Genomic DNA, 24,428 nt, shown 5'->3' on the forward strand with positions numbered 1-24,428 from the left:
TCTTAAGGGCAGGCTGCGCGCGACCGAAGTGCGCTTCCCGCGCGGCTAGAAAAGGAACTGCGAAGGACATGAACGCCCCGCGAAAAAGCGTAGGAGGTCAGTGCAGCGTGTGGGTGCTTTCGGTCGGGGCGGTGTCTCCGATATAACTGACGTTCATCAGGGCGGCCTGAGTGCGATCGCCGTCAATGTTCTGCACCGGGCCGACGGGCACGGCGCTCATTAGGCCAAGACGTGTCATCCAACGGCTAAAAGTGGCGGGCACAATCCCCAATACATGGCTTGCACCCATGGCATAGGCGGCACCGGCCATTTGGTTCATCAGCATACGCTGTACGGCAATGCGGCGGTGCGCGGGGACGGCGTTGGTCAGGAACAGACGGGTGGCTTCCCAAATGTCATCGCGCACGGGCGCTTTGAAAAACAGCACATCTTGGGGAATGTCAGGTAGCATGCCCAACTGTGCATCACGTAGCATATAGCTGTATTGCGCACACGTTGAAGTGGTGGGCATCAAGCGGACGCCCCCCATGACTTCGCCATATTCATGCAGCACAATCCAGCGGGCACGGGGCGTATCGTATTGGTCAAACTCCATCCCGTCAACCTGAGGTAGATTCCATTGCTTGTCATCAATGAAGATGCGCCGGCGGGCACGCAGGAAATTTACGAATAATTCACCGTGCTGATGCATGTTCAAAAACGACAAAGTCGTGGCGCGCATATACGGGTTGGCTTGGGCGAGGGCCTCTGGACTATAGGGATCGGGTTCGGCAGCCTTAGCGCCAAGCAGCCTGCGCGGGAAACGATTATTTTTAACTTCCAACGCCTTAGCGTCTTGTGGCGTCAATTCGGGAAGAACATCTTGCCAAGATTTACCACTAAATTTCCGTCCTTGCAGACTCATATCGGGCCTCAAAACTGCGGTGTAAAAATGCCTCTTATCAAGAGGGTAACCTCTAGTTGCACGAAATGGCCATACTTATGTCCCAATTCCGTGTGTAGAAGGGGGAAAGATCGCTTCTAACATGTGCTTCGATGCCGAAATGCAACATGTTCAGAGCCTTTAAAAACGGCAGAATGCCGGGTCCGAGCAGCCGACCGATGAAAACGAGAGCGATGTCGCAGGAAAAAACAATATACCGCCCGACTCATACGGCACATCTGGCGGACGCCACTAAGGTCCAGCAGATGCGCGACTACTCCCAAGTGGGCGTTAGCTTGTTCTGGCAGCGGCAGATGATATTTGCGGCTGCTATCTGCTTGTCTGCGTTCTATTATGAACTCTGGCTTTCGATATCGACGCTGATTTTGATCGCGATATCAGAGACTTTCGATTACATCCTATTCTTGCGCATCACCAGATGGCGGGGGCGCAGCCCCCGATTGGCGCGGCTGTTCATGAACCGTATCTACATCGGCACGGTGCTCAGCGCCGGGGTGATCAGCTATTTCGCGCTTGGCATTGCGTTGCAACAAGGCGCGACGACACATTTCTTGCCGCTGTTTTTCCTGTTCGCAGCGGCACTTTTCGCTTCAATGAACAATCACCACATCCTGCCTGTGCTTATGATGCGGCTGGCGATCTATGGCGCGACTTTCCTGTTCATTCCTATCTGGGACATCGTGAGCACCGGAGCGACCATCGAGTCTGAGCTTTGGACGCAGTTGTTTACCGTTGTTTTCGTGCTGTATTTCATCGTCGATTGTTCGCGCATCTTCATGAAAATGTACCGCACCAACCTGCGCCAGTTGGAAGAGTTGAAGGCAGAGCATGAGAAGACCAAGATCGCCTTTAAGGTGAAGACTGAGTTCGTATCAACCATCAGCCACGAGTTGCGCACGCCGATGACCTCGATCAAAGGGTCGCTCGATATGGCCTGCGCGGGTGTTCTGGGTGAGATGACCCCACAGATGGAGAAGGTTTTGAAGATCGCGCAGCGCAATTCAGCGCGGCTCACTTCGATCATCAACGAAATTCTCGACTTGCAAAAGTTTGAAGCGGGCAAGATAAGCTTTGATATCGAACCGCTTGAAGTGCAGACGATTATCGAAGACGCGATTGAGCTTAACCAGTCCTTTGCGGCGAGCCTTGGTGTGACACTGCGCTATGCCAAGCCGTCGGATCCGGCGGGCATTGCCACGGATGAAAAGCGCTTGCAGCAGGTGATGTCGAACCTGTTGTCCAATGCGGCCAAGTTCTCTCCGGCTGGGTCGACCGTGAAGGTCACGTCGGTCACGGAGAACGAAAAGGTGCGCATCAGCGTGATAGACGAGGGGATTGGATTGTCAGAGTCAGAGCGTGAAAAGGTCTTTGATGAATTCTCGCAGATCGATTCATCCGACCAGCGCGCAGTTGGCGGTACGGGGTTGGGGATGAATATCTCTAAGCGGATCATCGAAGCCTTGGGCGGGGAGATTGACTATTTCAAAAACGAAGGCCCCGGCACGACGTTCTATATCGATATGCCTTTGGGAAATGGGTCTGGCCGCGAGCTGGCCCATGGGATGCATATCAAAGATATGATCAGCGGGGCCGGGCCGATTGGCGATGAAGAGACCGAAAAGCCTTCGGGGGATCGGGCCGCAGCATAGTGTTGCTGCAGCCCACGGCCATTTACGCCACCAATTGCCAAGCAACACCAGCAAAGATCGCGCCGACAAAGGCAAAACCGAGATAGGCCGCAAAAATATGCGGTTTGACCAGCGCCCAGACCGCGATGGCCGCCGGGATACAGCTTACTCCGCCGGCGACGACAAAGGACATGGCCGCGCCTTGGGTCATGCCTTGGGCCAGCAGCGCGTCGATCAGGGGCACGGCGGCATAGCCGTTGAGATAGGCCGGTGCCCCCACCAAAGCGCCGAGGATGATCGGCATGACTCCGGTGCCGCCCAAGACATTGGCGATCCATTCTGCGGGTACATAGGTCAGCATGAGGGCTTCGACCACATAGGCGAGGGTCAGCCATTTTACTAGGAACAGCGCATTCGTCAGCGCCGTGTCGGCAAAGCTCGCGCGGCGCTCGGCCTCTTGCCAAAATTTCCAGACCGGCGCGCCGGAAAAGGGTTTGGCCGACGAACAGCAGCTGCTTTTCGCGGGCTGGGCGCGCAGCGGATCGTTAAAGAGCGGGGTCCGCGATAGAGCCAATACGGTGAAGCCACCGAACATGCCGACGCCAAGTGATGCGATGGTTTTCGCCACGGCGAAATCAAAGCCGAGCGTGCCAGAGGTAATCGCGAACATCGCCGGGTCCATCAGCGGGGAGGCTAGCCAAAAGGCCATGACCGCACCCAGCGGGGCCCCGACAGCGAGAAGGGCGGCAATAAAGGGGATCACTTCGCAGCTGCAAAAGGGAGACAGCCCGCCAAGGGCGGCTGCCATGACCACCATCCGGGCCGGATTGCCCTCAAATGCGCGGGCGAGCAGGCTCTCGGCGCCGCTCGCTTTGAGGTAAGCCACGGCCAGCACCGCGAAGGCGATGAAAGGGGCCGTGCCCAAAAGGGCTTCGGTGGCGAAGATGACGGTCGGCACGGCTTGCGGTGGATCCAACAGGGCGATGAGGGCCAGAAGGGCCAGTGTGATGCCCCAAGCGCTTTTCAAAAACGCCAAGCGGTGCAGCGCGGGGAGGGGTTGGGTGGTTTCAGTCATGATCATGCTCCGTGCATTCGTTGATTGCGTCCGCGCAGCATTCGGTGAGCAGAAAATTCGCCAGCGCCTGCACTTCTTCATAGGCGACGGCGGCGCAGATGGTGCTGCGGCCTTGTTTTTCCTGTTTCACCAGTCCGGCAGAGGCCAAGAGTTTAAGATGATGCGTCAGGGTCGAGCCGGTCACGCCGGTGCGTTCGCCCAGCGTGCCGATGCTCAACCCAGCTGATCCGGCGCGCACCAGCGTGCGCAGCACCAACAGGCGTTGTTCTGATCCAAGTGCTGCAAAGCTGCTGGCAGCGAGGGTGAGGGCGGGGGTTGCGGATTCTTGTTTCATGATTCTAGAAATATAGAAACGTCAGCGCGATGCAATCTTTATTTCGATAAATATCGAAGTGATTTACGGCGGCCCTTTATCTTTCGGCCCTACCGCTTATCTCCTGCTCATGAAAGATATCCGAGATGATCTGGCGGCCTGCCGCCTTTGTGCCGAGCGTTTTGCCGTGACGGCGACCCAGCATCGCCCACGGCCTATCGTCTGGTTCAAACCCGGCGCGCGGCTGCTGATTGCCAGCCAAGCGCCCGGCAAACGGGTGCATGAGGCGGGCAAGCCGTTTTGGGACATGTCCGGCACCCGTCTGCGCGACTGGTTGGGCTTGGACGAGGCGACATTCTATGACCGCAGCCGGGTGGCCATCGTGCCGATGGGCTTTTGTTTTCCGGGCTATGACGCCCAGGGCAGTGACCTGCCGCCGCCGCGCATTTGTGCGCAGACTTGGCGCGAACCGGTGTTGGATATGATGCCCGACCTGCGGCTCACGGTGCTGATCGGGGCCTATGCGATGAAATATCACCTGCCCGGATTTCGCAATGTGACCGAGGCCGTGGCGGGGTGGCGCGATCATCCCCCGGGGGTCTTTGCCTTGCCTCATCCGTCTTGGCGCAATACCGGATGGTTGAACAAGAATCCCTGGTTCGCGGAAGAGGTCCTCCCCCGTCTGCGCGCCGCCGTGTCCGAGGTGATGAATGACCGACCGCCAAACTGACCCCAAGACCGAGCTGACCCCGCTCGACCAAGCCCATGCCGCGATGACCTCTGCTCCCGACGACGACGCGGCGCGGCTGCGCTTTTACGAGCGTATCGCGGATGTCGAGCTTTTTATGCTGCTTGAGGATGAGCCGCAGGGCGATCAGATCAGCCCGGTGCTGCTCGACGATAGCTATGTCATGGTCTTCGACCGCGCGGCGCGGCTCTCGGCCCATGTGGGGGAGGCGTCTCCTTATGTGGCGCTCTCGGGTCGTGCGATTGCCGCGATGTTGGAGGGGCAGCCCTTCGGCATGGCGGTAAACATCGGTGTGGCCCCGTCGGAAATCCTGTTGCCTGCCGAGGCGATGGACTGGCTGCGCAGCACCTTGGCCCATGCGCCGGGCGAGGTGGAAGCAAGCATCGACCGGGTGTTCCCGCCTCAGGGCCTGCCCGAGACGCTGATCGCCGCGATTGATGCAAAATTGGCGACGGCCACCGGCATGGCGGCAGGCGCGTTCCTTGTGGGGGTCGAATATACCGGCGGCGGGCGCGGGCATTTGCTTGCCTTCGTCGGCGCGATCCCCCGTGCGCAGGATGCGCTGGTGCGGGCAGCCTCGGAGGCGCTGACCTTCTCGGGGATCGAGGCAGGGGCGATGGATGTGGGCTTCTTCGGTCCCAAGGATGCGGTGGTCGAAAAACTGGCCCGCGTTGGCCTGCGCTTTGACCTGCCGCAGATGGAGCCCTTGCAGAACACGCCCCGGATGGCCCCCGGCAGTGATCCGGCAAAGCCTCCGAAACTGCGCTGATTGTGCCTTGAGGCAAAGAAAAGGCGGGCAGGGCAATCACGCCCGCCCGCCTTTTTCATTACATCTTGCTAGTCTTAGCGGCGGCGGTCGCGCCGGGCGCTCATGGGTTGGAAGGCGACGCCGACATGGGCCTCGCAATAGGGTTTGCCCTGTTGCACGGGCAGGCCGCAGAACCAGAAGTCATCGGTCGCCGGGTCGCCCACGGGCCATTTGCAGGTCCGCTCGGTCAGTTCCATCAGGCCGATCTTCTTGGCCTTCTTCTCGACTTCGCTGACCTTGGCGAGCGCCTCTGGGCTGATCTCATTGGCCGAAGGCTGCGGTGGCAGCGGTTGGCCTGCGGGGATGATCTGTTTGCGCGCGGGCAGGTTGGGCTTGGGCGCCGGGGCTGCGGCGGGCTCTTCGGCTTCGGGCGCAGGGGCGGCTTCGGCCTCGGGTTCCGCTGTTGGCTTGGTGGCGGGCTTTGGCTTGGCCTCGGCCTTGGGCGCTGCGGGCTTGGCTTTGGGCTCTGGCTTGGCGGCCGCTGCGGCGGCGGGTGCCCCGGCGGTGCGGTTTGACAGGCCCAGACGGTGCACCTTGCCAATCACGGCATTGCGCGTCACCCCGCCCAGTTCTTTCGCGATCTGGCTGGCGGACTGGCCTTCGCCCCACATCTTTTTAAGTGTCTCTACGCGCTCATCAGTCCAGGACATACGGGGTTCCCCAGTTAAAAAGCGGCCCCATAGCCCGGACCGCTTTGTCAGTGTATCGGCCCCCATTTTATCTTTTGGGGCCGCAGGTGCAAGCGCCGATGCCCCTTGAGAGCGGCGCACTGCGATTGGGGCTTTACGTGGGGGATGAAGGGCGGCTATGCAAGGGCCATGATCAAATGTGCCACATATTCCATCCGACGACGCTTCGTTCGATAAACATGGCGCCCTTTAGGGGGCGGCGTGATGGCCTGATCCCGCAGCAGACATGCTGCACCCTTTCAAAAACAACCAAATCCCATTGACCCTGCGCCAGCCCCATGCCCTTTTACCGGCGTGACGCGGCCCTCTTTCAAGGACAAACAGATGATCCCTTCCGTTCTGCCAACCTACAATCGCGCCCCTTTGACCTTTGTCAAAGGCGAAGGCACATGGCTGATCGAGGCGGATGGGCGACGTTTTCTCGACCTTGGCGCGGGGATCGCGGTGAACGCGCTTGGCCATGCGCATCCAGCGCTGGTGAAGGCGCTGACGGATCAGGCACAAGCGCTGTGGCACACGTCAAACCTTTACCACATCCCGCAGCAAGACGCGCTGGCCGACCGGCTGGTTGCCGAGACCTTTGCCGACACGGCGTTTTTCTGCAATTCGGGCACTGAGGCTTGCGAGTTGGCCGTGAAGATGGCGCGCAAGTATTTCTATGACGCGGGCCAGCCCGAGCGCGTAGAGATCATCACCTTCAGCGGGTCGTTCCACGGCCGTTCCTCTGCCGGGATCGCCGCGGCGGGGTCTGAGAAAATGACCAAGGGTTTCGGCCCGCTGCTGCCGGGTTTCGTGCATCTTGACCTAGGCGATAGCGAAGCGCTGAACGCCGCCATCAGCGACAAGACCGCCGCCATCATGGTCGAGCCGGTACAGGGCGAGGGCGGTATCCGCGCCGTGCCTGACGCGGAATTGCAGCAGATGCGCGCGCTTTGTGACGAACACGGGCTGCTTTTAATCTTTGACGAGGTGCAATGCGGTGTGGGTCGGACCGGACGGCTCTTTGCCCATGAATGGGCCGGCGTGACACCCGACATCATGATGGTCGCCAAGGGCATTGGCGGGGGCTTCCCGCTGGGTGCTGTGTTGGCGACTGAGAAAGCCGCTTCAGGCATGACCGCAGGCACCCACGGATCGACCTATGGCGGCAACCCGCTTGGCTGCGCCGTGGGCTGCGCCGTATTGGATGTGGTGGCCGATGAGGCGTTTCTGGCCGAAGTGAACCGCAAGGCCGGGCTGATGCGTCAGCGCCTTGAGGGGCTGGTGGCAGAGCATCCCGAGGTCTTTGAAGAGGTGCGCGGCGCGGGGCTGATGCTGGGGCTGAAGTGCAAGGTGGTGAACGCGGATGTGGTTGCAGCGGGCTATGCCCATGACCTAATCACCGTGCCCGCCGCCGACAACGTGATCCGCCTGCTGCCGCCGCTGACCATTTCCGACGATGAGATTGCCGAGGCCGTGACCCGCCTTGACGCCATCGCGCGTGATCTCACCCAGGCCTGAGCGCCATTCGCCTAAAATATTCCTCGGGCACCGGAGGCCGCGCCTTTCGACCCGCAAGACAGAGACGACCGATGAACCATTTTCTTGATATCCACCAAACCGCCCCCGCCGATTTGCGGCAGATCATCGACAGTGCCGCCGCCATGAAGGCCGCGCGCAATGGCCGTCCGCGCGGTGCGCCGGATGAAGAACAGCCGTTGAAAGACCAGATGGTTGCGCTGATCTTTGAAAAACCCTCAACCCGGACGCGCGTTTCCTTTGACGTGGGCGTGCGTCAGATGGGCGGTCAGACGATGGTGCTTTCAGGCGCTGATATGCAGTTGGGCCATGGTGAAACCATCGCCGACACCGCCCGCGTGCTGTCACGTTATGTCGATATGATCATGATCCGCACCTTTGAGGAGCAGACCCTGCTGGAAATGGCCGAATACGCCAGCGTGCCGGTGATCAACGGGCTGACCAACCGCACGCACCCCTGTCAGATCATGGCCGATATTCAGACTTTCGAGGAACATCGCGGACCGATCAAAGGGCGCAAGGTGGTCTGGTCAGGCGACGGCAACAACGTCTTCGCAAGCTTTGCCCATGCGGCCAAACAGTTCGACTTCGAACTGGTCTTTACCGGGCCGCAGACGCTGGACCCCGAACAGGCACTTGATGGTCTGTATTCCATTGAGCGCGACCCGCAAAAGGCTGTTGAGGGCGCCGATCTGGTGGTCACCGACACGTGGGTCAGCATGCATGATCCGCAGTCGGCACGCGAACGGCGGCACAACCAACTGCGTGGCTATCAGGTGAACGACGCGCTGATGGCGCTGGCCAAGCCTGACGCGCTCTTCATGCATTGCCTGCCCGCGCACCGTGATGATGAGGCGACAAGCTCGGTCATGGACGGCCCGCATTCGGTGATCTTTGACGAGGCCGAAAACCGTCTGCACGCCCAAAAAGCCGTCATGCGCTGGTGTCTGGGCGCATGAGCGACGGCCCCCGCATCGTTGTCGCGGGCGCGGGGGCGATCGGTTGTTTCATCGGCGGGCTGCTGGCCGGGGCGGAGCATTCCGTGACCCTGCTGGCGCGGCCTCGTATTCAGGCCGAGATCCGTACCCACGGACTGACGTTAACCGATTTTGGCGGCATGGCCCGCAACCTGTCGGCGGATGATCTGACCCTCGCGAGCGATGAGACCTGTCTGCGCGATGCCGATATCGTGCTGGTCACGGTCAAATCGCGCGACACCGAAAACATGGCCCGGCTTATCGCCCGCCACACGGCACAGGGCGTGCAGGTCATCAGTCTGCAAAACGGCATGGGCAACCGCGCGATCTTCGCCCAGCACCTGCCGCAGCATGATCTGCGGGCGGGGTTGGTGCCTTTCAACGTCGTCGCGATGGGACAGGGGTGCTACCACCGGGCAAGCTCGGGCGATCTGGTGATCGAAGGCGGGCCGGCTGATTTGGCGGCGCGGCTCTCACTCCCCAATTTGAAAATGACAGAACACGCGGATATCACGGCCCTGCAATGGGGCAAGTTCCTGATGAACCTCAACAACGCGCTCAATGCGCTGAGCGGGTTGCCATTGCAGGCTCAGTTGCAGGATCGGGCATGGCGGCGGCTGATGGCCGATCAATGGGCCGAGGCGCATGCCACTCTGCGGGCCGAGAATATCCGCCCCGCCATGACCACGCCAATCCCGGCGCGTCTGGTCCCGGCGCTGTTGCGCCTGCCGACGCCGCTGTTCACGCGCATTGCCGCGACCATGTTACAGATCGACCCGCAGGCGCGGACCTCCATGGCGCAAGACCTCGCCGCGCGCCGCGCGACCGAGATCGACGCGCTGCAAGGTGAGGTGCAGCGGCGCGGGCGAGCCTTGGGCCGGGCGACGCCGGTGGCGGATATGGTGCTGCGGGTGATGGGCTGGGCTGAGCTTGCGGGCGAAGGGCTGCCGCATCTGCCGGTCACCGCCCTGCGGGCCGAGATGGCAGCAGGGCAGGATCAGCAAGAGGGGTAAGGCGCAAACGCGCCTTACCCTAGTTTACAAAGGAATTGAGTGCCCAAAAGACAATGCCCGACAGCAGTGCCGCTGCTGGTACGGTAATTACCCACGCCGCAACGATGGTCATGAAGTGGGAACGGCGCACCAGCTTGCGGCGGCGGCGCTCTTCTTTGGCGATGCGTTTCACTTCTCCGGTTTTGGCACCTATGCGCCGCAGACGACGCTCCATATGCCATTCGCGGTAGAAGCCCACGCCAAAAACCCCGCCCACGGCGATATGGGTCGATGATACCGGCAGCCCCAGCCAAGAAGCCACGATCACCGTGATCGCTGCCGACAGTGCCACGCAATAGGCGCGCATTGGGTTCAGTTTGGTAATCTGGCTGCCAACCATACGGATCAGCTTGGGGCCGAAAAGGAACAGACCAAAGGAGATGCCGAAGGCGCCGATAATCATCACCCATGTGGGGATGCTGACCTTATCATCAAAGCCGCCGAACTCTGTCGCGTGTACAATCGCCGCCAGCGGGCCAACCGCATTGGCCACGTCATTCGCCCCATGGGCAAAGCTGAGCAGCGCGGCGGATAGGACCAGCGGCAGGCCAAAGAGCGTTTTGACAGAGCGGTTGCGGTTCTCCATGCCTTCGGATTTCTGACGGATCAGCGGCGCGGAGATCACATAGGTCACCAGGCCGACGACAAGGCCGATAATCAACGCCATCGGCATATCGATGGACACGATCTTTTTCAGACCTTTCAGTGCCAGATAGGCGGCAAAGACCCCCGCCATGACGCCGACCAGCACCGGAACCCATGTGCGCGCGGCGGCGATTTTGTCATCTTGATAGATGATACGGGCCTTGATGAACGCAAGGAACATCGCCGCAACTGCCCCGCCCAGCACGGGAGAGATCACCCAACTGGCGGCGATCATGCTCATCGAGCTCCAGTTGACGACACCGAAACCCGCAGCAGCGATGCCCGCGCCCATGACGCCGCCAACGACCGAATGCGTGGTTGAGACCGGCGCACCGACCCATGTGGCAAGGTTTACCCACAGCGCGGATGAAATCAGTGCCGCCATCATCGCCCAGATAAAGATCCGGGTGTCAGCCACGCTGGCCGGGTCAATGATCCCTTTGGAAATGGTCGAAACCACGTCCCCCCCCGCCAGCAACGCGCCTGCGGATTCGCAGAGTGCGGCAATGACGATGGCACCGCCCATGGTCAGCGCATTGGCCCCTACGGCGGGGCCCATATTATTGGCCACGTCATTCGCGCCGATGTTCACGGCCATATAAGCGCCAAAGGCCGCCGCTGCGATCACGACAAAGCTAGAGGGCTGGTGCCCAAAGAAGACCGCAGCAACAGCACCCGCCACCACGATAAATGCCAGCGCGATGCCGGGCCCCACAAGAGGCCGTGCGACATAGGTCGCGGCCAGTTCGACTTGCGAAATACGGTTGAGGTCTTTGTCCAGCGTCTTCCACTGGCTGCCCTGCGGTTCCGTTGCCATTCTTAGATGATCTCCCAAAGATCCTAAAGTTCAGCGGCAGGTGACATAAGGCCGCTTAGGGTGCAAGTCACGCTGTCACAAAATTGTAACATGTTGCGGAGGGAGAGTTGGGCAAGGAGGGGCATAGACGTGCCGGGCAACGGCCCGGCACCTAAGGCGATTTTTCTGCCTGATTAGTGAAAAGCGGTCAATATCGCTTTGAGATCAGGCTCATCCACCAACTCGGCGGCCTCTTGAGGGGTGAACCACGCGCGTTTGCGCATGCCCGCTTCTGGGTATTCCTCGCTCAGGTCACGGACGCGGGTCAAATAGACCTGTGTGGTCACGGGCACGGTTAACCCTTCGCCCAAGCCTTTGTCATACTCAAAAATGCCCATCGGATCGGATTCGATATCCGCCTCGGTTACGCCGGCCTCTTCCCACGCTTCTTGCAGCGCGGCGCCGGCACCGTCTAGCCCGTCAATCGGCCAGCCCTTGGGCAGGATCCAACGGCCTGTGTCGCGGCTGGTAATCAGTAGCACCTTTTTGCCCGCTTCGGTATCGCGATAGCAAAGGGCGGCAACTTGCACCCGGCGGGGGCGTTTGAAAATAGGAAGGACCATATCCTCCCATGCGCGTCTAAATACTTGTGTCATTACAGAACTATGCCTCGGTCGGGTGTTTTTCTTGTTATCCGCACATTATATAGTCTTGTTAAATGCAAATCAAACTGCAGCGCTTCGGATTGAGGTGCAAACAGTGTGACCGGCTAAAGGTGAGGCATCAACGATATGGCAACTGGCACGCAGGCAATGGGAGGCGCGACAGATGGCATGGGCGCCGATATTGGGGTTTATGGTCTGGGCACCATGGGGTCGGCGTTGGCGCTTAATCTGGCCGACAGCGGATTTACCGTGGCCGTCAGCAATAGAGAAGCGGAATGGATCGCACCGTTTCTGGCCGAAGCAGGGCCATTGGCCGAACGTCTGACCGGGGCAGAAAGCCTCGAGGCGTTCGTCGCCGCGATTGCCCGCCCGCGCAGCATCCTTTTTATGATCCCCTCTGGCGCGCCGGTTGATGCCATGATTGCAGCGATCAAACCGCTGCTTGATGAGGGCGACACGCTGATTGATGGCGGCAACGCCGATTTCCACGACACCCGCCGCCGCAGCGCCGAGTTGGAGGGCACGGGGTTGCATTTCGTTGGCATGGGCGTCTCGGGCGGTGAAGCTGGCGCGCGCAATGGCCCGTCGATGATGGTAGGCGGCAGCGATCATTCTTGGGAGCAGTTCCAACCCATGGCAGAGGCCATCGCGGCGGATTTCGAGGGGTCGCCCTGCGTGGCGCATCTCGGGCCCGATGGGGCCGGGCATTTCGTTAAGACGGTGCACAACGGCATTGAATACGCCGACATGCAGATGATTGCCGAGGTTTACGGCCTGCTGCGCGACGCGGGCGGACTGGGCGCGGTAGAGATCGGCAATCTGTTTGCTGAGTGGCAGAAGGGGCCGCTGAGTTCCTATCTCATCGAAGTTTCTGCCGCAGCGCTGTTGTCTGTCGACACGCAGACCGGCACGCCGATGGTCGACGTGATCCGCGATCAGGCGGGGCAGAAGGGCACCGGCCGCTGGACGCTGATTGAAGCGCTTAAGATGGGGCAGTCGGCCAATACGATCGAAGCCGCTGTCGGTGCGCGGGGTTGGTCGAGCGAGAAGGCCGTGCGAGAGATGGCAGAGCCACTTCTGCCCGAAGGCGTACAGGACGCGCCGCTGCCCGAGCCGGGTGATCTGGAACAAGCCTTGTTGGCAGGGCGGATCATCGGCCACGCGCAGGGCTTTCGGATCCTCAGCGCCGCGTCGGAGGAGTTTGAATGGTCGCTCGATATGGCGCGCATTTCCGAGATTTGGCGCGCGGGCTGCATTATCCGCTCTGCGCTGCTGGATGAATTTGCCGATGCGTTTCGCGGTGAATTGCCCGGTGGGCATTTGATCCTTGCGCCCGCCGTGCGCAAGCGGCTGGAGGAGAGCGTTCCGGCGCTACGCCGTGTGGTGGCCGCAGGGGCGCTTTTGGGGGTTGCTTTGCCGGCACTATCGGCGGCGCTGGCGTGGTATGACACTATGCGTCGGGCGCGTGGAACGGCGAATATGATCCAAGCGCAGCGGGATTTCTTTGGCGCACATGGGTTTGAACGCCAGGGCGAAGAAGGCAAATTCCACGGGACGTGGAATCCGCTGCCTTAGAGTCCGCTTCCGGCTCGGTTTTTGCCGCCGGGCCGGTGGCACCTCATAGGCTGGCACTGCTCTGCGTTAGGCTTGTGCGAAGGGGGGCACAGGATAGCTCACATGCGCCAGATACAACCCCTGCGGCGGGCACACCGGACCGCAAGCGGCTCGGTCTCGTGCGGCAAGCGCTGCACCCATATCCGCCACGCTCCATGATCCGGCGCCGACGCGCTCAAGCGAGCCGACAAAGCTGCGCACCTGATTGTGCAGGAAAGACTGCGCACGCACGTCGAAATGATATTCCGTCCCGGCTGCGGTTTCGACTTCGCAAACGTCAAGCCGACCCAAAGTCTTAACCGGGCTTTGCGCCTGACAAATTGTTGAGCGGAAGGTGGTGAAATCATGTTTGCCCACCAACAGGTCTGCGGCCTCCTGCATTGCCGCTACATCCAGCGGATGTTTGATCTGCCAGACCAGCCCCGCTTGATGCACCGCAGGGGCGCGACGGCTGAGGATGCGGAAATGGTAACGCCGCTCCAACGCCGAGAAACGCGCGTGGAAATCAGGCGGCGCCAATGCGCAATCTGTGATCGCAACGGGTTGGGGTTTGAGGTGATAATTCAACGCCTCCCCCAAGCGGAAAGGCGACCATTCGCATGCCATATCACAGTGTGCCACCTGCGCCAAACCATGCACCCCGGTATCCGTTCGACCAGCGGCGGCGATCGTATGTTCGCCGGGCTCTAACCGCGCGAGCGCTGCTTCGATCGCCCCCTGCACAGTAGGAAGGTCAACTTGACGCTGCCAACCTTTGAAAGGCGCGCCGTGGTATTCGATTTTCAGAGCATATCTGGGCATGGACGGGGCATTAGCGCGGGCGGGCGCTTCTGGCAATCCCCGGCTGCCAGCCCTATGTTAACGCCAAAGACAAAGGGACGGGCGCAGCTTTGGGTATCACAGGCATTGCCGACGGCATTTGGCGGCAGTTTGAGAATGTCACCGACACGGTGGGAGAGACGTTTTTTGAGCCGGTGATCCGGCTCGGGGTCACGGGTCTTGCGCGCTCGGGCAAGACGGTTTTCATCACGTCGCTGGTGGCGAACCTGCTGGATCGGGGGCGGATGCCGGGGCTGCTTGCGGCCTCCGAAGGGCGGATCGAGGCGGCATTTTTGCAGCCCCAGCCCGACGATACCGTGCCGCGTTTTGACTATGAGAACCACCTTGCCGCGCTGACCGGCAAGACGCCGCATTGGCCAGAAAGCACGCGGGCGATTTCGGAACTGCGGCTGTCGCTTAAGGTGCGGCCCAATGGGTTGCTGGCAGGTCTGCAAGGGCCGCGCACGCTACATCTGGATATCGTGGATTACCCCGGCGAATGGCTGCTTGATCTGGCGTTGAAGGATGTCACCTACGCTGAATGGTCGGCGCAGGTGATTGAGCGTATCGCAAACCGAGAGGAGGCGGCGGGCTACCGCGCGCTGGCCGAACAGACCGACCCCCATGCCGAGCTGGAAGAGACCACGGCCCGCAAGCTTGCCGACAGCTTTGCCGACTATCTGCAAACCGCCCGCGCCAATGGCTATTCCGATTGCACGCCGGGGCGGTTTCTGCTGCCCGGTGACCTGGCCGGATCTCCGGTGCTGACCTTCGCGCCGCTGCCCGGTTCGGACGGCGCACCGCGTAAATCGCTGATCCGCGAAATGGCGCGGCGGTTCGAGGCCTATAAGAAACAGGTGGTGCAGCCCTTCTTCCGGGATCATTTCTCTCGGATTGATCGGCAGGTGGTGCTGGTCGACGCGCTTGGTGCGATTCATCAAGGGCCGCGGGCGGTCGAAGATCTGCGCGGCGCGATGGCCGATATACTGGGCGCCTTCCGTCCGGGGACGAACAACTTCCTGACCAGCCTGCTGCGCGGCAAACGGGTTGAGAAAATTCTCTTTGCCGCGACCAAGGCCGATCATCTGCACCACAGCCAGCATCCCCGGCTGAGCGGCATTATGCAGGCGCTGATCCGCGACGCGCGGGACCGGGCGCAATACGCAGGCGCGGGCACGCGGGCGATGGCCATCGCCAGCCTGCGTGCCACGACCGAAGACGTGATGACCCATGGCGGAGAGCAACTTGACGTGGTGCGCGGCACGCTGCTGAACGATGATGAAACACGCGGACGGCAGGCGGCTTTTTACCCTGGCGAACTACCTGAAGACCCGGCGCATCTTCTGACACCCGCACGGCAGGGCGCGCAGGAATGGCTGGGGGCGGATTACAAGATCATGCGTTTTGCGCCAGCAGTGCTGGACCTGCGCCCCGGGGACGGGCCACCGCATATCCGGCTGGACCGCGCGGCGGAGTTTTTGATCGGGGACCGGCTATGAGCGAAGTGTTGACACGCCCCACCACTCTGCGTCCAGCGCAGCCCTTGGACGCAGGCGCTGTAGGCGGCATCATGAGCGATTTTGCGCGCGATACCAATTGGTTGCCGCGCATTCATACAGCGGCAGAGGACATCGCCCATGCAGATGCTATGATCGCGCGGGGCTGGGTCACCGTAGCCGAGCAAGCAGGCAAAATCACCGGTTTTGCCGCCTGTGAGGGGGGCGAGTTGGACGCGCTCTATGTGTCCTATGCGGCGCGAGGGCAAGGCATCGGCTCGGCCCTGTTGATCGCGTTAAAGTCGCGCCATAAGTCGCTGACCTGCTGGACCTTTCAAGCCAACGCGCGGGCCATTGCCTTCTACCGCCAACATGGTTTTGCCGAAACCGCGCGCGGCGATGGCAGCGCCAATGACGAAGGGCTGCCCGATTTGACATTGCACTGGCAGAGGGAGGCCGCCTGATGGCCCGCGGACCGATCCTGTTCGATCTTGAGGAAGATAGCAAACCTCAGCCCTCGGTCGCCGATGCGCCCGCGGTGCCGGAGTTTGACACCGATGTTCCCCCGCCCAAGGGCCAAGCGATGCAGATCGCCGCGCGGCTTGCGGCACGCAAACCTTCGCGGTTGGTGCGGTTGTTCTGGGCGCTGGCGGGAGCGCTGGTGACGGCGCTGGTGTCGATCGCGGCTTGGACATTTGTAACCGATCTGATGGCACGTTACCCGCTGATGGGCTGGGCGATGGCGCTGCTGATTGGGGCGTTCTTGCTGGTCTTGCTGTTACTGTCGTTGCGGGAGATGGCGGCCTTTGGGCGGCTCGCGCGGCTGGACGGGCTGCGCCATGATGCGGGCGAGGCGCTGGCGCAGGGAGATTTGTCCGCCGCCCGCAGCGTGACGGATCGGCTTGAGACGCTTTATAAACATCGCGAAGACACACGCTGGGGCCGCGATCGGCTGACCGAACTGCGGGGCGATCAATTCGATGCAGAAGCGTTGCTGGGTCTGGCCGAGAGCGAGGTTCTGGCCCCGCTAGACCGCGCCGCCACCCGCGAGGTTGAGGCCGCCGCCCGGCAGGTCGCCGCCGTGACGGCGCTGGTGCCCTTAGCTTTGGCCGATGTGGCCGCAGCACTCAGCAGCAACCTACGGATGATCCGACGAATTGCCGAGATTTACGGTGGGCGCTCGGGGTTTTTTGGCTCATGGCGGCTGACCCGTGCTGTGCTGTCGCATCTGGTGGCGACGGGAGCCGTGGCGGTGGGCGACGACCTGATCGAGCCGCTTTTAGGGGGCTCTATCGTTGCCAAACTAAGCCGCCGTTTTGGCGAGGGGCTGGTAAATGGCGCGCTGACAGCTCGGGTCGGGGTGGCCGCGATCGAGGTCTGCCGCCCGCTGCCCTTTGCCCGCGAAAAACGGCCCGGTGTGCGGGGCATTGTCAAACGGGCGCTTACTGGGGTTTTCGGTAAGGAATAAGGCAATCTAGGGCGCGGCATTTTCGCGGATGGCCCGCAGGGGGTGCTGGATTATTCCGCGAAATGTCCCGACAGCCAGCCCGGGCTGATATCCCCAGCTTGCGGCCTTTTCGGCCTGTTCGGGGTTCATCTGCAGCGCGCCTTGATACTGCTGATTGCCGTCCGAGATCAACTCAGGCAGTGAGGTTTCGGGCAGGTCAAGAAAGGCCGCGATCCGGCGAAGCGCCTTGGGTGTATCCGCAACGATATCTTCGTACCGCAATACCATCACAGCGTGCAGATATGGCAGGTCGCCAAGCAGTTGTGCCTGTGCCGCGATCCAATGGTCAATCAACTGCTCCGCGGGGGCATCAACCCAAGACGCGACCGAGGCCGCGACCGCCTCTGGATGGCGCAGAACGATGATGAATTGAGACATTGGGAAAAGCTGCTGCAGCAACCGCATACGGGTCAGGTTGACCGGTGATTTCTCAACCCGCCAGCGCAGGTCGGGGGCAAACCACGGGGCCCAGTCGTTCTCCAAACGTGTCTTTGTTTCCAATGAATTCAGCGGGTGATCTTCGGTTAGATGTTCTGCCGGATTGGTCGCAAAATGCATGGGCCGCCCCGATTGCGCCGTATGCGCGATGGCACCTTGCAGGTAAACGCCCTCATTCTCGGGCGCGTCCGATCCGGTAATGCCGCCCGCACCGGGCAGCGCATTGGCCAGTCGGTTCACCAGCGACGTGCCAGAACGGTGCAGCCCGCCGATAAACAAATAGCGTGGAGGAGTTTTGAGAGTCATCAGGTGGCTCGTTATGGGGCATGCGATTGGGCACAACGGAAAGCCAGCTAGACCACGACAATGTTCTTTCCAGAGGTTCACGTGTTAACTTTTGTTATCGGAACGGAAGGGCTGCTGAATGGGGTTCACCTCCCATAAGGAGACCCGTCATGTACATTTGCCACATCGCACTGGGGGGCTGTCTTACAGCTCCGACTGTTAACTACGGCGTGACCGAAGATACCGGCGGTCATATCGCGTATATTCTGGGCGCCGCCCGTGCGCAGGCGGCGCGCGGGGATGTGGATGCGGTGCAGATCGTGACGCGTGCATTCGATGAGCCAAGCCTTGGTGCGGTACACGCACAGACAGACCAGCAGGTCAGCCGCGGCCTGTCGATCCGGCGGCTGTGGACGGCGCAACGGGGGTATCTGAGCAAAGAAAAACTTGCTGCGGAAATCCCTGCGTTGGTGGAGGCGTTCTTGGCGGATCTGACGCAGGCCACGCGGCGGCCAGATGTGATCCATGCGCATTTTTCGGATGCAGCGCAGTTGGCCTTGGCGGCGCGTGAGCGGTTTGGCATTCCGGTGATCTACACGCCGCATTCACTGGCGCTGAGCAAATCCAGCGCGACGGTGGATGCCGCCCGGATTGAGGCCGAGCGGCGCGCCTTGGTAGAGGCGGATGCGGTTGTGTTGTCGTCACGTGATGAGGCAGAGGTTCAGGTCGCGGCATATGGCGCGGACGCGCAGGCGCGTGTGCACCGCGTCTCTCCGGGTGTGTCCCTGCGCCGCCCTGCGCAGAACGGGGCCGGGCGCGCATTGTTGGCCAGATCGCTATGCGAACCGGACCGCCCGATGCTGCTGGCGCTGGCACGCCCTGTTGCCCGCAAGAACCTTGCGCGTTTGGCGCAGGTTTATGCGGACAGCCCTGATTTGCAGGCGCGTGCGAACCTTGTGATCCTTGCCGGGCAGCATGGCGACGCGTTGCAGGCCAACCCCGAGGCGCGGGCCGAGCTAGGCAAACTGCGCGACATTTTGGAGACGCCGAATCTTCGCGGCAAGGTGGCCCTGCCGCCGCAGCACACGCAGGCTGATGTTGCCGCACTTTACGAAGCGGCGAGGCAGACGGGTGGGGTGTTTGTGAACCTTGCTCTGCATGAGCCCTTTGGCCTGACAATGTTGGAAGCGGCGGCTCATGGCTTGCCGGTTGTGGCCACTCAGGAAGGGGGGCCTGCGGATATCGTGGCAGACCTCGGTCACGGTATTTGCGTGCCGCCGTCTGATGCGCAGGCGATTAAGGCGGCGCTGTTAAAGCTCTTGGATGACCGGGCGCTGTGGGTCGAAGCATCCGCCGCGGGGCAGGCACATGTCGGGCGTTATGACTGGTCTAAATGGGCCGAAGAGGTGCAATTGATCTGTGAAGACATTCGTAACGCAGCGCCGCTTGCCGCTGCGCCGGTCATGCTGGCTAGCGACATCGATAACACGCTAACTGGCTGTGTGCCGTCAGCCGCGTTGTTCAACACATGGGTCGCGCGGGATCGTCCGGTGTTTGCTGTGGCCACGGGGCGCAGTTTACCCGAGGCCCGCCGTATCTTGCGGGAATGGAACCTGCCGATGCCGCGCGTTTTCATCACCTCGGTCGGGACCGAAGTCTATCTGCCCGATGCACAAGGGCGGCTTTGTCTAGACGCGCGATTTGCCCGCAAGCTCGACGCAGGTTGGGCCCGCGACCGGGTAGAACGAGCGTTGGAGGATTTCGGGTTCAATTGGCAAGCCCGGGTTGAGCAGCGTCGTTGGAAACTCAGCGGTTTCGGAGACATGCGTACAGCGCGGCGGTTGGAACGGCATTTGGCGCGGTGCGGTGCGGCAGCGCAGATTGTCGCCTCTCATGATCGGCTGATTGATGTGCTGCCCTTGGCAGCGGGCAAGGGGGCCGCAGTCTGCGCGGCGGCACGGCGGTTGGGCATGCCAATGGACCGTGTTGTCGTCGCCGGGGACAGTGGGAATGACTTTGATATGTTGCAGGCCGTAAAACACGGGCCGGGCCGGGGCATTCTAGTGGGCAATGCGATGGACGGGCTTCGGGAACGCTTGGGGGGCGGGCGGCTGTATTATGCGCGTGCTTCTCATGCCGCTGGGGTGCTGGAGGGGTTGGAGACTTTTGGTCTTGCGCCGAACGCGATGGAACCGCCTGTTAAGATGGTAGCGCAATGACGCGGCCGATCGGTTATTTCGTGCATCATCAGGGTCGGGGTCATGCTGAGCGCTGCGCGTCAGTGGTCAACGCGCTGCCAGACAGCCAGCCGGTAACCGTCTTTTGCGCGAAACCAGATATTTTTCCGGCTTTTACCCGCCCGGTAGAGTTGATCACCCTGCCGTCGCTGTTTGAACCGACCGGGGCGGAGGACATTCACGACACCACCACCGCCCCAGATACGGTACACTGCGCCCCTCTAGGTTGGCCGGGTATCCGGCAGGCCATGGCGCAACTGGTGTCGTGGTTTGCCAGTGCCAATCCAGTGTTAATGATCTGCGATGTCTCTGCCGAGGTGGCGCAGCTTGCGCGGCTTTGCTCGGTGCCGCATGTGAAAGTGCTGCAACACGGGCGGCGAAACGATCCGGGGCATCAGGCGGCCTATGACGGGGCGATTGGTCTGCTTTGTCCTGGGGCGCGGGCGCTGGCGCAGCCCGATTGGCCCGCGCGGCATATGTCAAAAACCCATTTTGCCGGGGGGCTTGGGGTCGAGATCAAGCGCCCTGATGCAGCCACGCGGGCAGCGGCACGTGCGCAACTCGGGATCGCATCGGACCAACAGTTGGTGGTTGTCATGTCGGGTGGGGGTGGCACTGGTTTTGCCTCGGCCCCTTTCGGGATCGCCGCGCGGGCGATGCCTGAAACGGCGTTCATCACCATCGGTCAAATGGCGCGGGACTGGCATGCGACGGAACCGGCGAACCTGCAACATCACGGCTGGGTCAAGAACGCCGCTGAATATCTGGCGGCGGCTGACATGGTGGTGGCGTCGACGGGGAACACCACCTGTCACCAAATCCTCGCTGCAGAGACACCTTGGCTTGCCGTGCCGGAGTGGCGCTATTTCGACGAACAGATCGAAAAGGCCCAAGCACTGGCCCGTGCGGGTGCGGCGCATCACCTCGCGCATTTTCCATCTTCAGTCGAGGCTTGGCGCACAGCGATAGGTACCACTATCGACGCTCATGATCCGGCCCTGCAACGGGCTTTGGTCAATGAGAATGCCGCGTCTGAGACAGCCCAATGGTTGGCCGGTTTGGCCGATCAGTTGCTTTTTGAAACATCTAATGAGATCGGAGATTTACATGACGTCGTTCACCCCATCCGCGCCTAAAGACACCACAGTCAGCGCCCTGACGCTTGCACGGGGGCGGGCCGTTCATTTGCACAATGTGATCCTCGGCCTTACGCGGCAGACCCGCCAGCCGGATGAGTTGGTGATCGGCGTCATGCAAGACACGTTTTACGAAGACTTGCCGCAGACCGATTTTCCAATTCGACAGGTGCAGGTCGCAGGCCGCGAACTCCCGCTTTCGCGGGCACGCAATACCGTCGCGACAGAAGCCGTAGGGGACTGTTTGGTTTTCCTCGATGTAGATTGTATCCCCGCGCAAGACCTCATCGCCGATTACATGGGCTATGCGATCCCCGGTAACGGTCTGGTCATGGGCGAGGTGAATTACCTACCCGACGGCGCCGCAGATGAGGGATGGACCTACAGCAAACTCGAAGCCGTCGCCGTGCGCCATTCAGACCGCCAAGGGCCGCCTGCCGAAGGGTTGAAACGTTGCAACGATTACCGCTGCTTTTGGTCGCTGAACTTTGCCATCCACCGTCAAGATTGGGACAAGTCAGGCGGCTTTGATGAACGCTTTACCGGATATGGGGGAGAGGACACCGACTTTGGCCGCGAATTGGACGAGCGCGGCGTGCCGATCCATTGGGCGAAGGGGGCGAAGGTGTTTCACCAGCATCACGCCCATTGCATGCCGCCGATCCATCACATTCCGTCGATCCTGCGCAATACCGAGATTTTTGCCGACAAATGGGGCCACCGAACGATGAACCACTGGCTCACGGCTTTTCGCCTTATGGGGTTGGTGGGCAATGATGGGGATGCGTTGGTGCAGTTGCGCGAACCGGATGCGGATGATTTTGCACTCTGTGAGCAGCAGTCTGATCAGCCCTACGCCAATACCGCGCGCGTACTGCGCTATCTGCGCGGCGAAGAGCGGATCGCGGCGGAATGAGCCTACGCATCGCCATCGTCGGCCATATTCGCCATCCTATTGCCCCTCCCTTCAAGGGCGGAATGGAGGCGTTTACCCACGGGCTTGCACGGATGTTGGCCGCGCGGGGTCATGACGTGACCCTATTGGCCAGCGGCGACAGTGCCGCAGGGCTGCCATCGGGGGTCAAACTGCTGCCGATCTGCGATGCGCATTATGATGCGCGGTTTCCGTGGCATAATTTCCACGGAACCGAGGCGCTGAATGCGCACCTTGATGCCTGCTATGCCCGTGCGGCGCGGCTCTTGTTGCAGGGGCGCTTTGACGTGGTGCACAATAATGCGCTGCACCGCTACCTGCCGCGCCTGTCGCGGGCAGAGCGGCTGCCGATGGTGACCTCGCTGCATATTCCACCGTTCAAAGTTTTGCGCGGCGCGTTGATGGATGGGGCAGCACCGTGGCATCTCTCTTCCGTTGTTTCGGCACGTCAGCGGGACATCTGGTGGCCCGAAGGTGCGCCAGAAACCGCGCATGTGGTGCACAACGGGATCGACCTTACCGAATGGTCTGGAGGCGGTCCCGGTGATGGCAGCGCGGTTTGGGCGGGACGGATCACGCCGACGAAAGGCACGCATCTGGCGGCAGAGGCTGGACAGATCGCCGGAGTGCCGCTGCGTCTCTACGGCGTGGTGGAGCATGAGGATTACTTTAACGATTTGGTAAGACCCCATCTATATGGCGGGGTGGAATACGTCGGACATCTGGACACTGCGGCGCTTAGACAGGCATATGGCCGGGCATCTGTCGCGCTTTTCACGCCGCAATGGGAGGAACCTTTTGGCCTTGCAGCGGTGGAGGCGATGGCGATGGGGCTACCCATCGCGGCAACCCCACATGGGGCCGTCGAAGAAGTGCTTGGCGATGCAGGTGTGATCGCCGCCGATGATAGCCCCGAAGCCTTGGCAGAGGCCCTGCAGCTTGCGTCTGCAATCTCTTCGGAGGTGCCGCGCTCCCGCGTGGCGCGGCTGTTCGATGCGCGGGCGATGGTGGCAAAGTTTGAGCGGCTCTATCATGCGGCATCTGCGCTGCGAAATGCTGAAGCGCCGCGCAAAACCTATCCGGCGCTCGCCCTGCAGGTGGAGGGCACAGACGAAGCGTTGGCCGAGGTGGGGTAGAACGAAGCGCCGGCAGAGGCGATTTAAATCACCGCCTCGGGTTCCGGCATGTAAAGATATGCCGCCTCAAACATACCGACTTTGTGCAAGCCGTTACGGTCGTGGATCAAAAGCTTCCCTCCCGTCACAGAGCAGCAACCATGTTCGCGTAGCTCGCGCAGTGTGCGGCTGACGTGAACCGAGGTGAGGCCGGTGGCATCGGCAATGTCAGTTTGGCGCAGGCTGAAGGGCAGGCTTTGACGTTCCACACCGTAGGCGGCGGTCATCCGGGCATCAAACTCGCATAGGAAATTCGCAACGCGCGCCAATGCGCGCATGGCACTGTTACGCATAACCCAATGGCGGTGAATTGAGGCATCCACCAAGGTCATAAGCCAAAGCTTCCGGGCCAGTTCTACATCGCCGTTGAGCAATTCGTGCAGCGTGTCATGAGACACCGTAGCCACACGCGTATCGGTCAGCGATACGACATCATGATCCAACCGCTTTAGTGGAAAGGCATGTAGGTCGACGAACTCGCCCGGAAATTGCAGGGCAACGAAGGTGCTCCGCGCACGCTGGCCGCGAGGCACGCTTCGGGCAATCAAACCATCAAGCAGCAAAAGACTGTGGTTCAAAAGATCACCCCGGCGACTAACCACGTTTCCGGGTGCATAATGCTTATGCTGGACCAAAAGCGGCGCGAGCTTGGCCCACTGCGCATCACTTAGGTGATCCACCATGCCAGAGGGTTTAACGGTCATATCATGATATAGGGGCTGTTCGGTGGTCACATGTAGGCCTTTCCGCCCATTAAAACTGCGTGGCTGCCCTCAGCAAAGGGGTCGCGCACTCATAAGCATAACGAAAAGTGTATGATGCTGTTTTTACCGTAAAATTCAAGAGAAGGCCGGGATTCATAAAAAATGTTAAGATTTGCGTGAGGTGCTGTTTGATGCGGTATTCGGGGCAATCCTCGCCTCTTTCGGC

At 61.1% G+C, this 24,428-nt stretch carries 23 protein-coding genes; 14 read left to right on the plus strand and 9 right to left on the minus strand.

All coding sequences use genetic code 11. The features are described 5' to 3' along the window. Positions 1-97: 97 nt before the first annotated feature. Positions 98-823 carry an acyl-homoserine-lactone synthase gene (locus tag ACSQ16_RS07785; RefSeq protein ID WP_317405921.1) on the minus strand — a complete coding sequence of 242 codons (726 nt, stop codon included), beginning with the start codon at positions 821-823 and terminating at the stop codon, positions 98-100. A 278-nt stretch (positions 824-1,101) separates the two neighbouring features. Between ACSQ16_RS07785 and ACSQ16_RS07790 the strand changes: the two genes are divergently transcribed. Further along, entirely contained in the window at positions 1,102-2,592 is a 1,491-nt protein-coding gene (locus ACSQ16_RS07790) for a sensor histidine kinase (RefSeq protein WP_435988723.1), read from the plus strand. 22 nt (positions 2,593-2,614) lie between these two features. Here ACSQ16_RS07790 and ACSQ16_RS07795 read toward each other — a convergent pair whose 3' ends face one another. Together ACSQ16_RS07795 and ACSQ16_RS07800 are read right to left on the minus strand one after the other, a co-directional pair. After that, a complete protein-coding gene (locus ACSQ16_RS07795; protein WP_243261062.1) occupies positions 2,615-3,646 on the minus strand; it encodes a permease in 1,032 nt (343 codons plus the stop codon). Beyond that, positions 3,639-3,980, minus strand: a complete 342-nt coding sequence (locus tag ACSQ16_RS07800) for an ArsR/SmtB family transcription factor (protein ID WP_243261061.1) — start codon at positions 3,978-3,980, stop codon at positions 3,639-3,641. The genes ACSQ16_RS07795 and ACSQ16_RS07800 overlap by 8 nt, the downstream gene beginning before the upstream one ends. A 109-nt stretch (positions 3,981-4,089) precedes the next feature. On the opposite strand from ACSQ16_RS07800, the gene ACSQ16_RS07805 reads away from it, so the two are divergent. Further along, complete coding sequence (locus ACSQ16_RS07805; RefSeq protein WP_243261060.1) at positions 4,090-4,689, plus strand: uracil-DNA glycosylase family protein; 600 nt, start codon at positions 4,090-4,092, stop codon at positions 4,687-4,689. Further along, positions 4,670-5,476, plus strand: coding sequence for an SseB family protein (locus ACSQ16_RS07810; protein ID WP_243261059.1), 807 nt, complete (start codon positions 4,670-4,672; stop codon positions 5,474-5,476). The genes ACSQ16_RS07805 and ACSQ16_RS07810 overlap by 20 nt, the downstream gene beginning before the upstream one ends. Before the next feature lie 74 nt (positions 5,477-5,550). Here the strand turns inward: ACSQ16_RS07810 and ACSQ16_RS07815 are convergent, their stop codons facing one another. After that, positions 5,551-6,165: a GcrA family cell cycle regulator gene (locus ACSQ16_RS07815; protein WP_243261058.1), complete on the minus strand. Its 615-nt coding sequence runs from the start codon at positions 6,163-6,165 to the stop codon at positions 5,551-5,553. Positions 6,166-6,528: 363 nt separating this feature from the next. On the opposite strand from ACSQ16_RS07815, the gene ACSQ16_RS07820 reads away from it, so the two are divergent. The 3 genes from ACSQ16_RS07820 (at position 6,529) to ACSQ16_RS07830 (ending at position 9,712) form a co-directional block, all read left to right on the plus strand. Next, on the plus strand, positions 6,529-7,704 hold the full coding sequence (locus ACSQ16_RS07820; RefSeq protein ID WP_243261057.1) for an aspartate aminotransferase family protein: 1,176 nt from the start codon (positions 6,529-6,531) through the stop codon (positions 7,702-7,704). Between the two features lie 71 nt (positions 7,705-7,775). Then, positions 7,776-8,681, plus strand: a complete 906-nt coding sequence (gene argF, locus ACSQ16_RS07825) for an ornithine carbamoyltransferase (protein WP_243261056.1) — start codon at positions 7,776-7,778, stop codon at positions 8,679-8,681. Continuing rightward, entirely contained in the window at positions 8,678-9,712 is a 1,035-nt protein-coding gene (locus ACSQ16_RS07830; RefSeq protein WP_317405925.1) for a 2-dehydropantoate 2-reductase, read from the plus strand. Before argF ends, ACSQ16_RS07830 begins: the two co-directional genes overlap by 4 nt. Positions 9,713-9,731: 19 nt before the next feature. Here ACSQ16_RS07830 and ACSQ16_RS07835 read toward each other — a convergent pair whose 3' ends face one another. Both ACSQ16_RS07835 and ACSQ16_RS07840 read right to left on the minus strand, forming a co-directional pair. After that, the gene (locus tag ACSQ16_RS07835; protein WP_093928574.1) at positions 9,732-11,213 is read right to left on the minus strand and encodes an inorganic phosphate transporter; all 1,482 of its coding nucleotides are present in this window, start codon (positions 11,211-11,213) and stop codon (positions 9,732-9,734) included. Between the two features lie 173 nt (positions 11,214-11,386). Next, positions 11,387-11,848 carry an NUDIX hydrolase gene (locus tag ACSQ16_RS07840; RefSeq protein WP_093928575.1) on the minus strand — a complete coding sequence of 154 codons (462 nt, stop codon included), beginning with the start codon at positions 11,846-11,848 and terminating at the stop codon, positions 11,387-11,389. Between the two features lie 135 nt (positions 11,849-11,983). On the opposite strand from ACSQ16_RS07840, the gene gndA reads away from it, so the two are divergent. Then, positions 11,984-13,432 (plus strand): NADP-dependent phosphogluconate dehydrogenase, encoded by a 1,449-nt coding sequence (gene gndA, locus ACSQ16_RS07845; RefSeq protein WP_243261054.1) that lies wholly within the window; start codon positions 11,984-11,986, stop codon positions 13,430-13,432. Positions 13,433-13,498: 66 nt separating this feature from the next. Here gndA and truA read toward each other — a convergent pair whose 3' ends face one another. Beyond that, entirely contained in the window at positions 13,499-14,272 is a 774-nt protein-coding gene (gene truA, locus ACSQ16_RS07850) for a tRNA pseudouridine(38-40) synthase TruA (RefSeq protein WP_243261053.1), read from the minus strand. 89 nt (positions 14,273-14,361) lie between these two features. On the opposite strand from truA, the gene ACSQ16_RS07855 reads away from it, so the two are divergent. From ACSQ16_RS07855 to ACSQ16_RS07865, 3 genes are read left to right on the plus strand one after another with little or no spacing between them, the layout of a single operon-like run. After that, positions 14,362-15,789, plus strand: coding sequence for a YcjX family protein (locus ACSQ16_RS07855; protein WP_243261052.1), 1,428 nt, complete (start codon positions 14,362-14,364; stop codon positions 15,787-15,789). After that, positions 15,786-16,250 carry a GNAT family N-acetyltransferase gene (locus ACSQ16_RS07860; RefSeq protein WP_243261051.1) on the plus strand — a complete coding sequence of 155 codons (465 nt, stop codon included), beginning with the start codon at positions 15,786-15,788 and terminating at the stop codon, positions 16,248-16,250. Before ACSQ16_RS07855 ends, ACSQ16_RS07860 begins: the two co-directional genes overlap by 4 nt. Then, on the plus strand, positions 16,250-17,254 hold the full coding sequence (locus tag ACSQ16_RS07865; protein WP_243261050.1) for a YcjF family protein: 1,005 nt from the start codon (positions 16,250-16,252) through the stop codon (positions 17,252-17,254). Before ACSQ16_RS07860 ends, ACSQ16_RS07865 begins: the two co-directional genes overlap by 1 nt. A gap of 6 nt (positions 17,255-17,260) precedes the next feature. Here ACSQ16_RS07865 and ACSQ16_RS07870 read toward each other — a convergent pair whose 3' ends face one another. Beyond that, complete coding sequence (locus ACSQ16_RS07870; protein WP_243261049.1) at positions 17,261-18,037, minus strand: sulfotransferase family protein; 777 nt, start codon at positions 18,035-18,037, stop codon at positions 17,261-17,263. A gap of 149 nt (positions 18,038-18,186) precedes the next feature. Here ACSQ16_RS07870 and ACSQ16_RS07875 point away from each other — a divergent pair, with 149 nt between their 5' ends. The 4 genes from ACSQ16_RS07875 to ACSQ16_RS07890 are packed head-to-tail and all read left to right on the plus strand — an operon-like array spanning position 18,187 to position 23,459. Further along, on the plus strand, positions 18,187-20,235 hold the full coding sequence (locus ACSQ16_RS07875; RefSeq protein WP_243261048.1) for an HAD-IIB family hydrolase: 2,049 nt from the start codon (positions 18,187-18,189) through the stop codon (positions 20,233-20,235). After that, positions 20,232-21,389, plus strand: a complete 1,158-nt coding sequence (locus ACSQ16_RS07880) for a glycosyltransferase (RefSeq protein WP_243261047.1) — start codon at positions 20,232-20,234, stop codon at positions 21,387-21,389. Before ACSQ16_RS07875 ends, ACSQ16_RS07880 begins: the two co-directional genes overlap by 4 nt. Beyond that, positions 21,361-22,305: a glycosyltransferase family 2 protein gene (locus ACSQ16_RS07885; RefSeq protein WP_243261046.1), complete on the plus strand. Its 945-nt coding sequence runs from the start codon at positions 21,361-21,363 to the stop codon at positions 22,303-22,305. Before ACSQ16_RS07880 ends, ACSQ16_RS07885 begins: the two co-directional genes overlap by 29 nt. Continuing rightward, positions 22,302-23,459, plus strand: coding sequence for a glycosyltransferase (locus ACSQ16_RS07890; protein ID WP_243261045.1), 1,158 nt, complete (start codon positions 22,302-22,304; stop codon positions 23,457-23,459). The genes ACSQ16_RS07885 and ACSQ16_RS07890 overlap by 4 nt, the downstream gene beginning before the upstream one ends. 23 nt (positions 23,460-23,482) lie before the next feature. Here ACSQ16_RS07890 and ACSQ16_RS07895 read toward each other — a convergent pair whose 3' ends face one another. Further along, positions 23,483-24,232 carry a Crp/Fnr family transcriptional regulator gene (locus tag ACSQ16_RS07895; protein ID WP_243261044.1) on the minus strand — a complete coding sequence of 250 codons (750 nt, stop codon included), beginning with the start codon at positions 24,230-24,232 and terminating at the stop codon, positions 23,483-23,485. Positions 24,233-24,428 lie beyond the last annotated feature (196 nt).

This window comes from Sulfitobacter sp. SH24 (assembly GCF_965641895.1).
Classification (GTDB): Bacteria; Pseudomonadota; Alphaproteobacteria; order Rhodobacterales; family Rhodobacteraceae; genus Sulfitobacter; species Sulfitobacter dubius.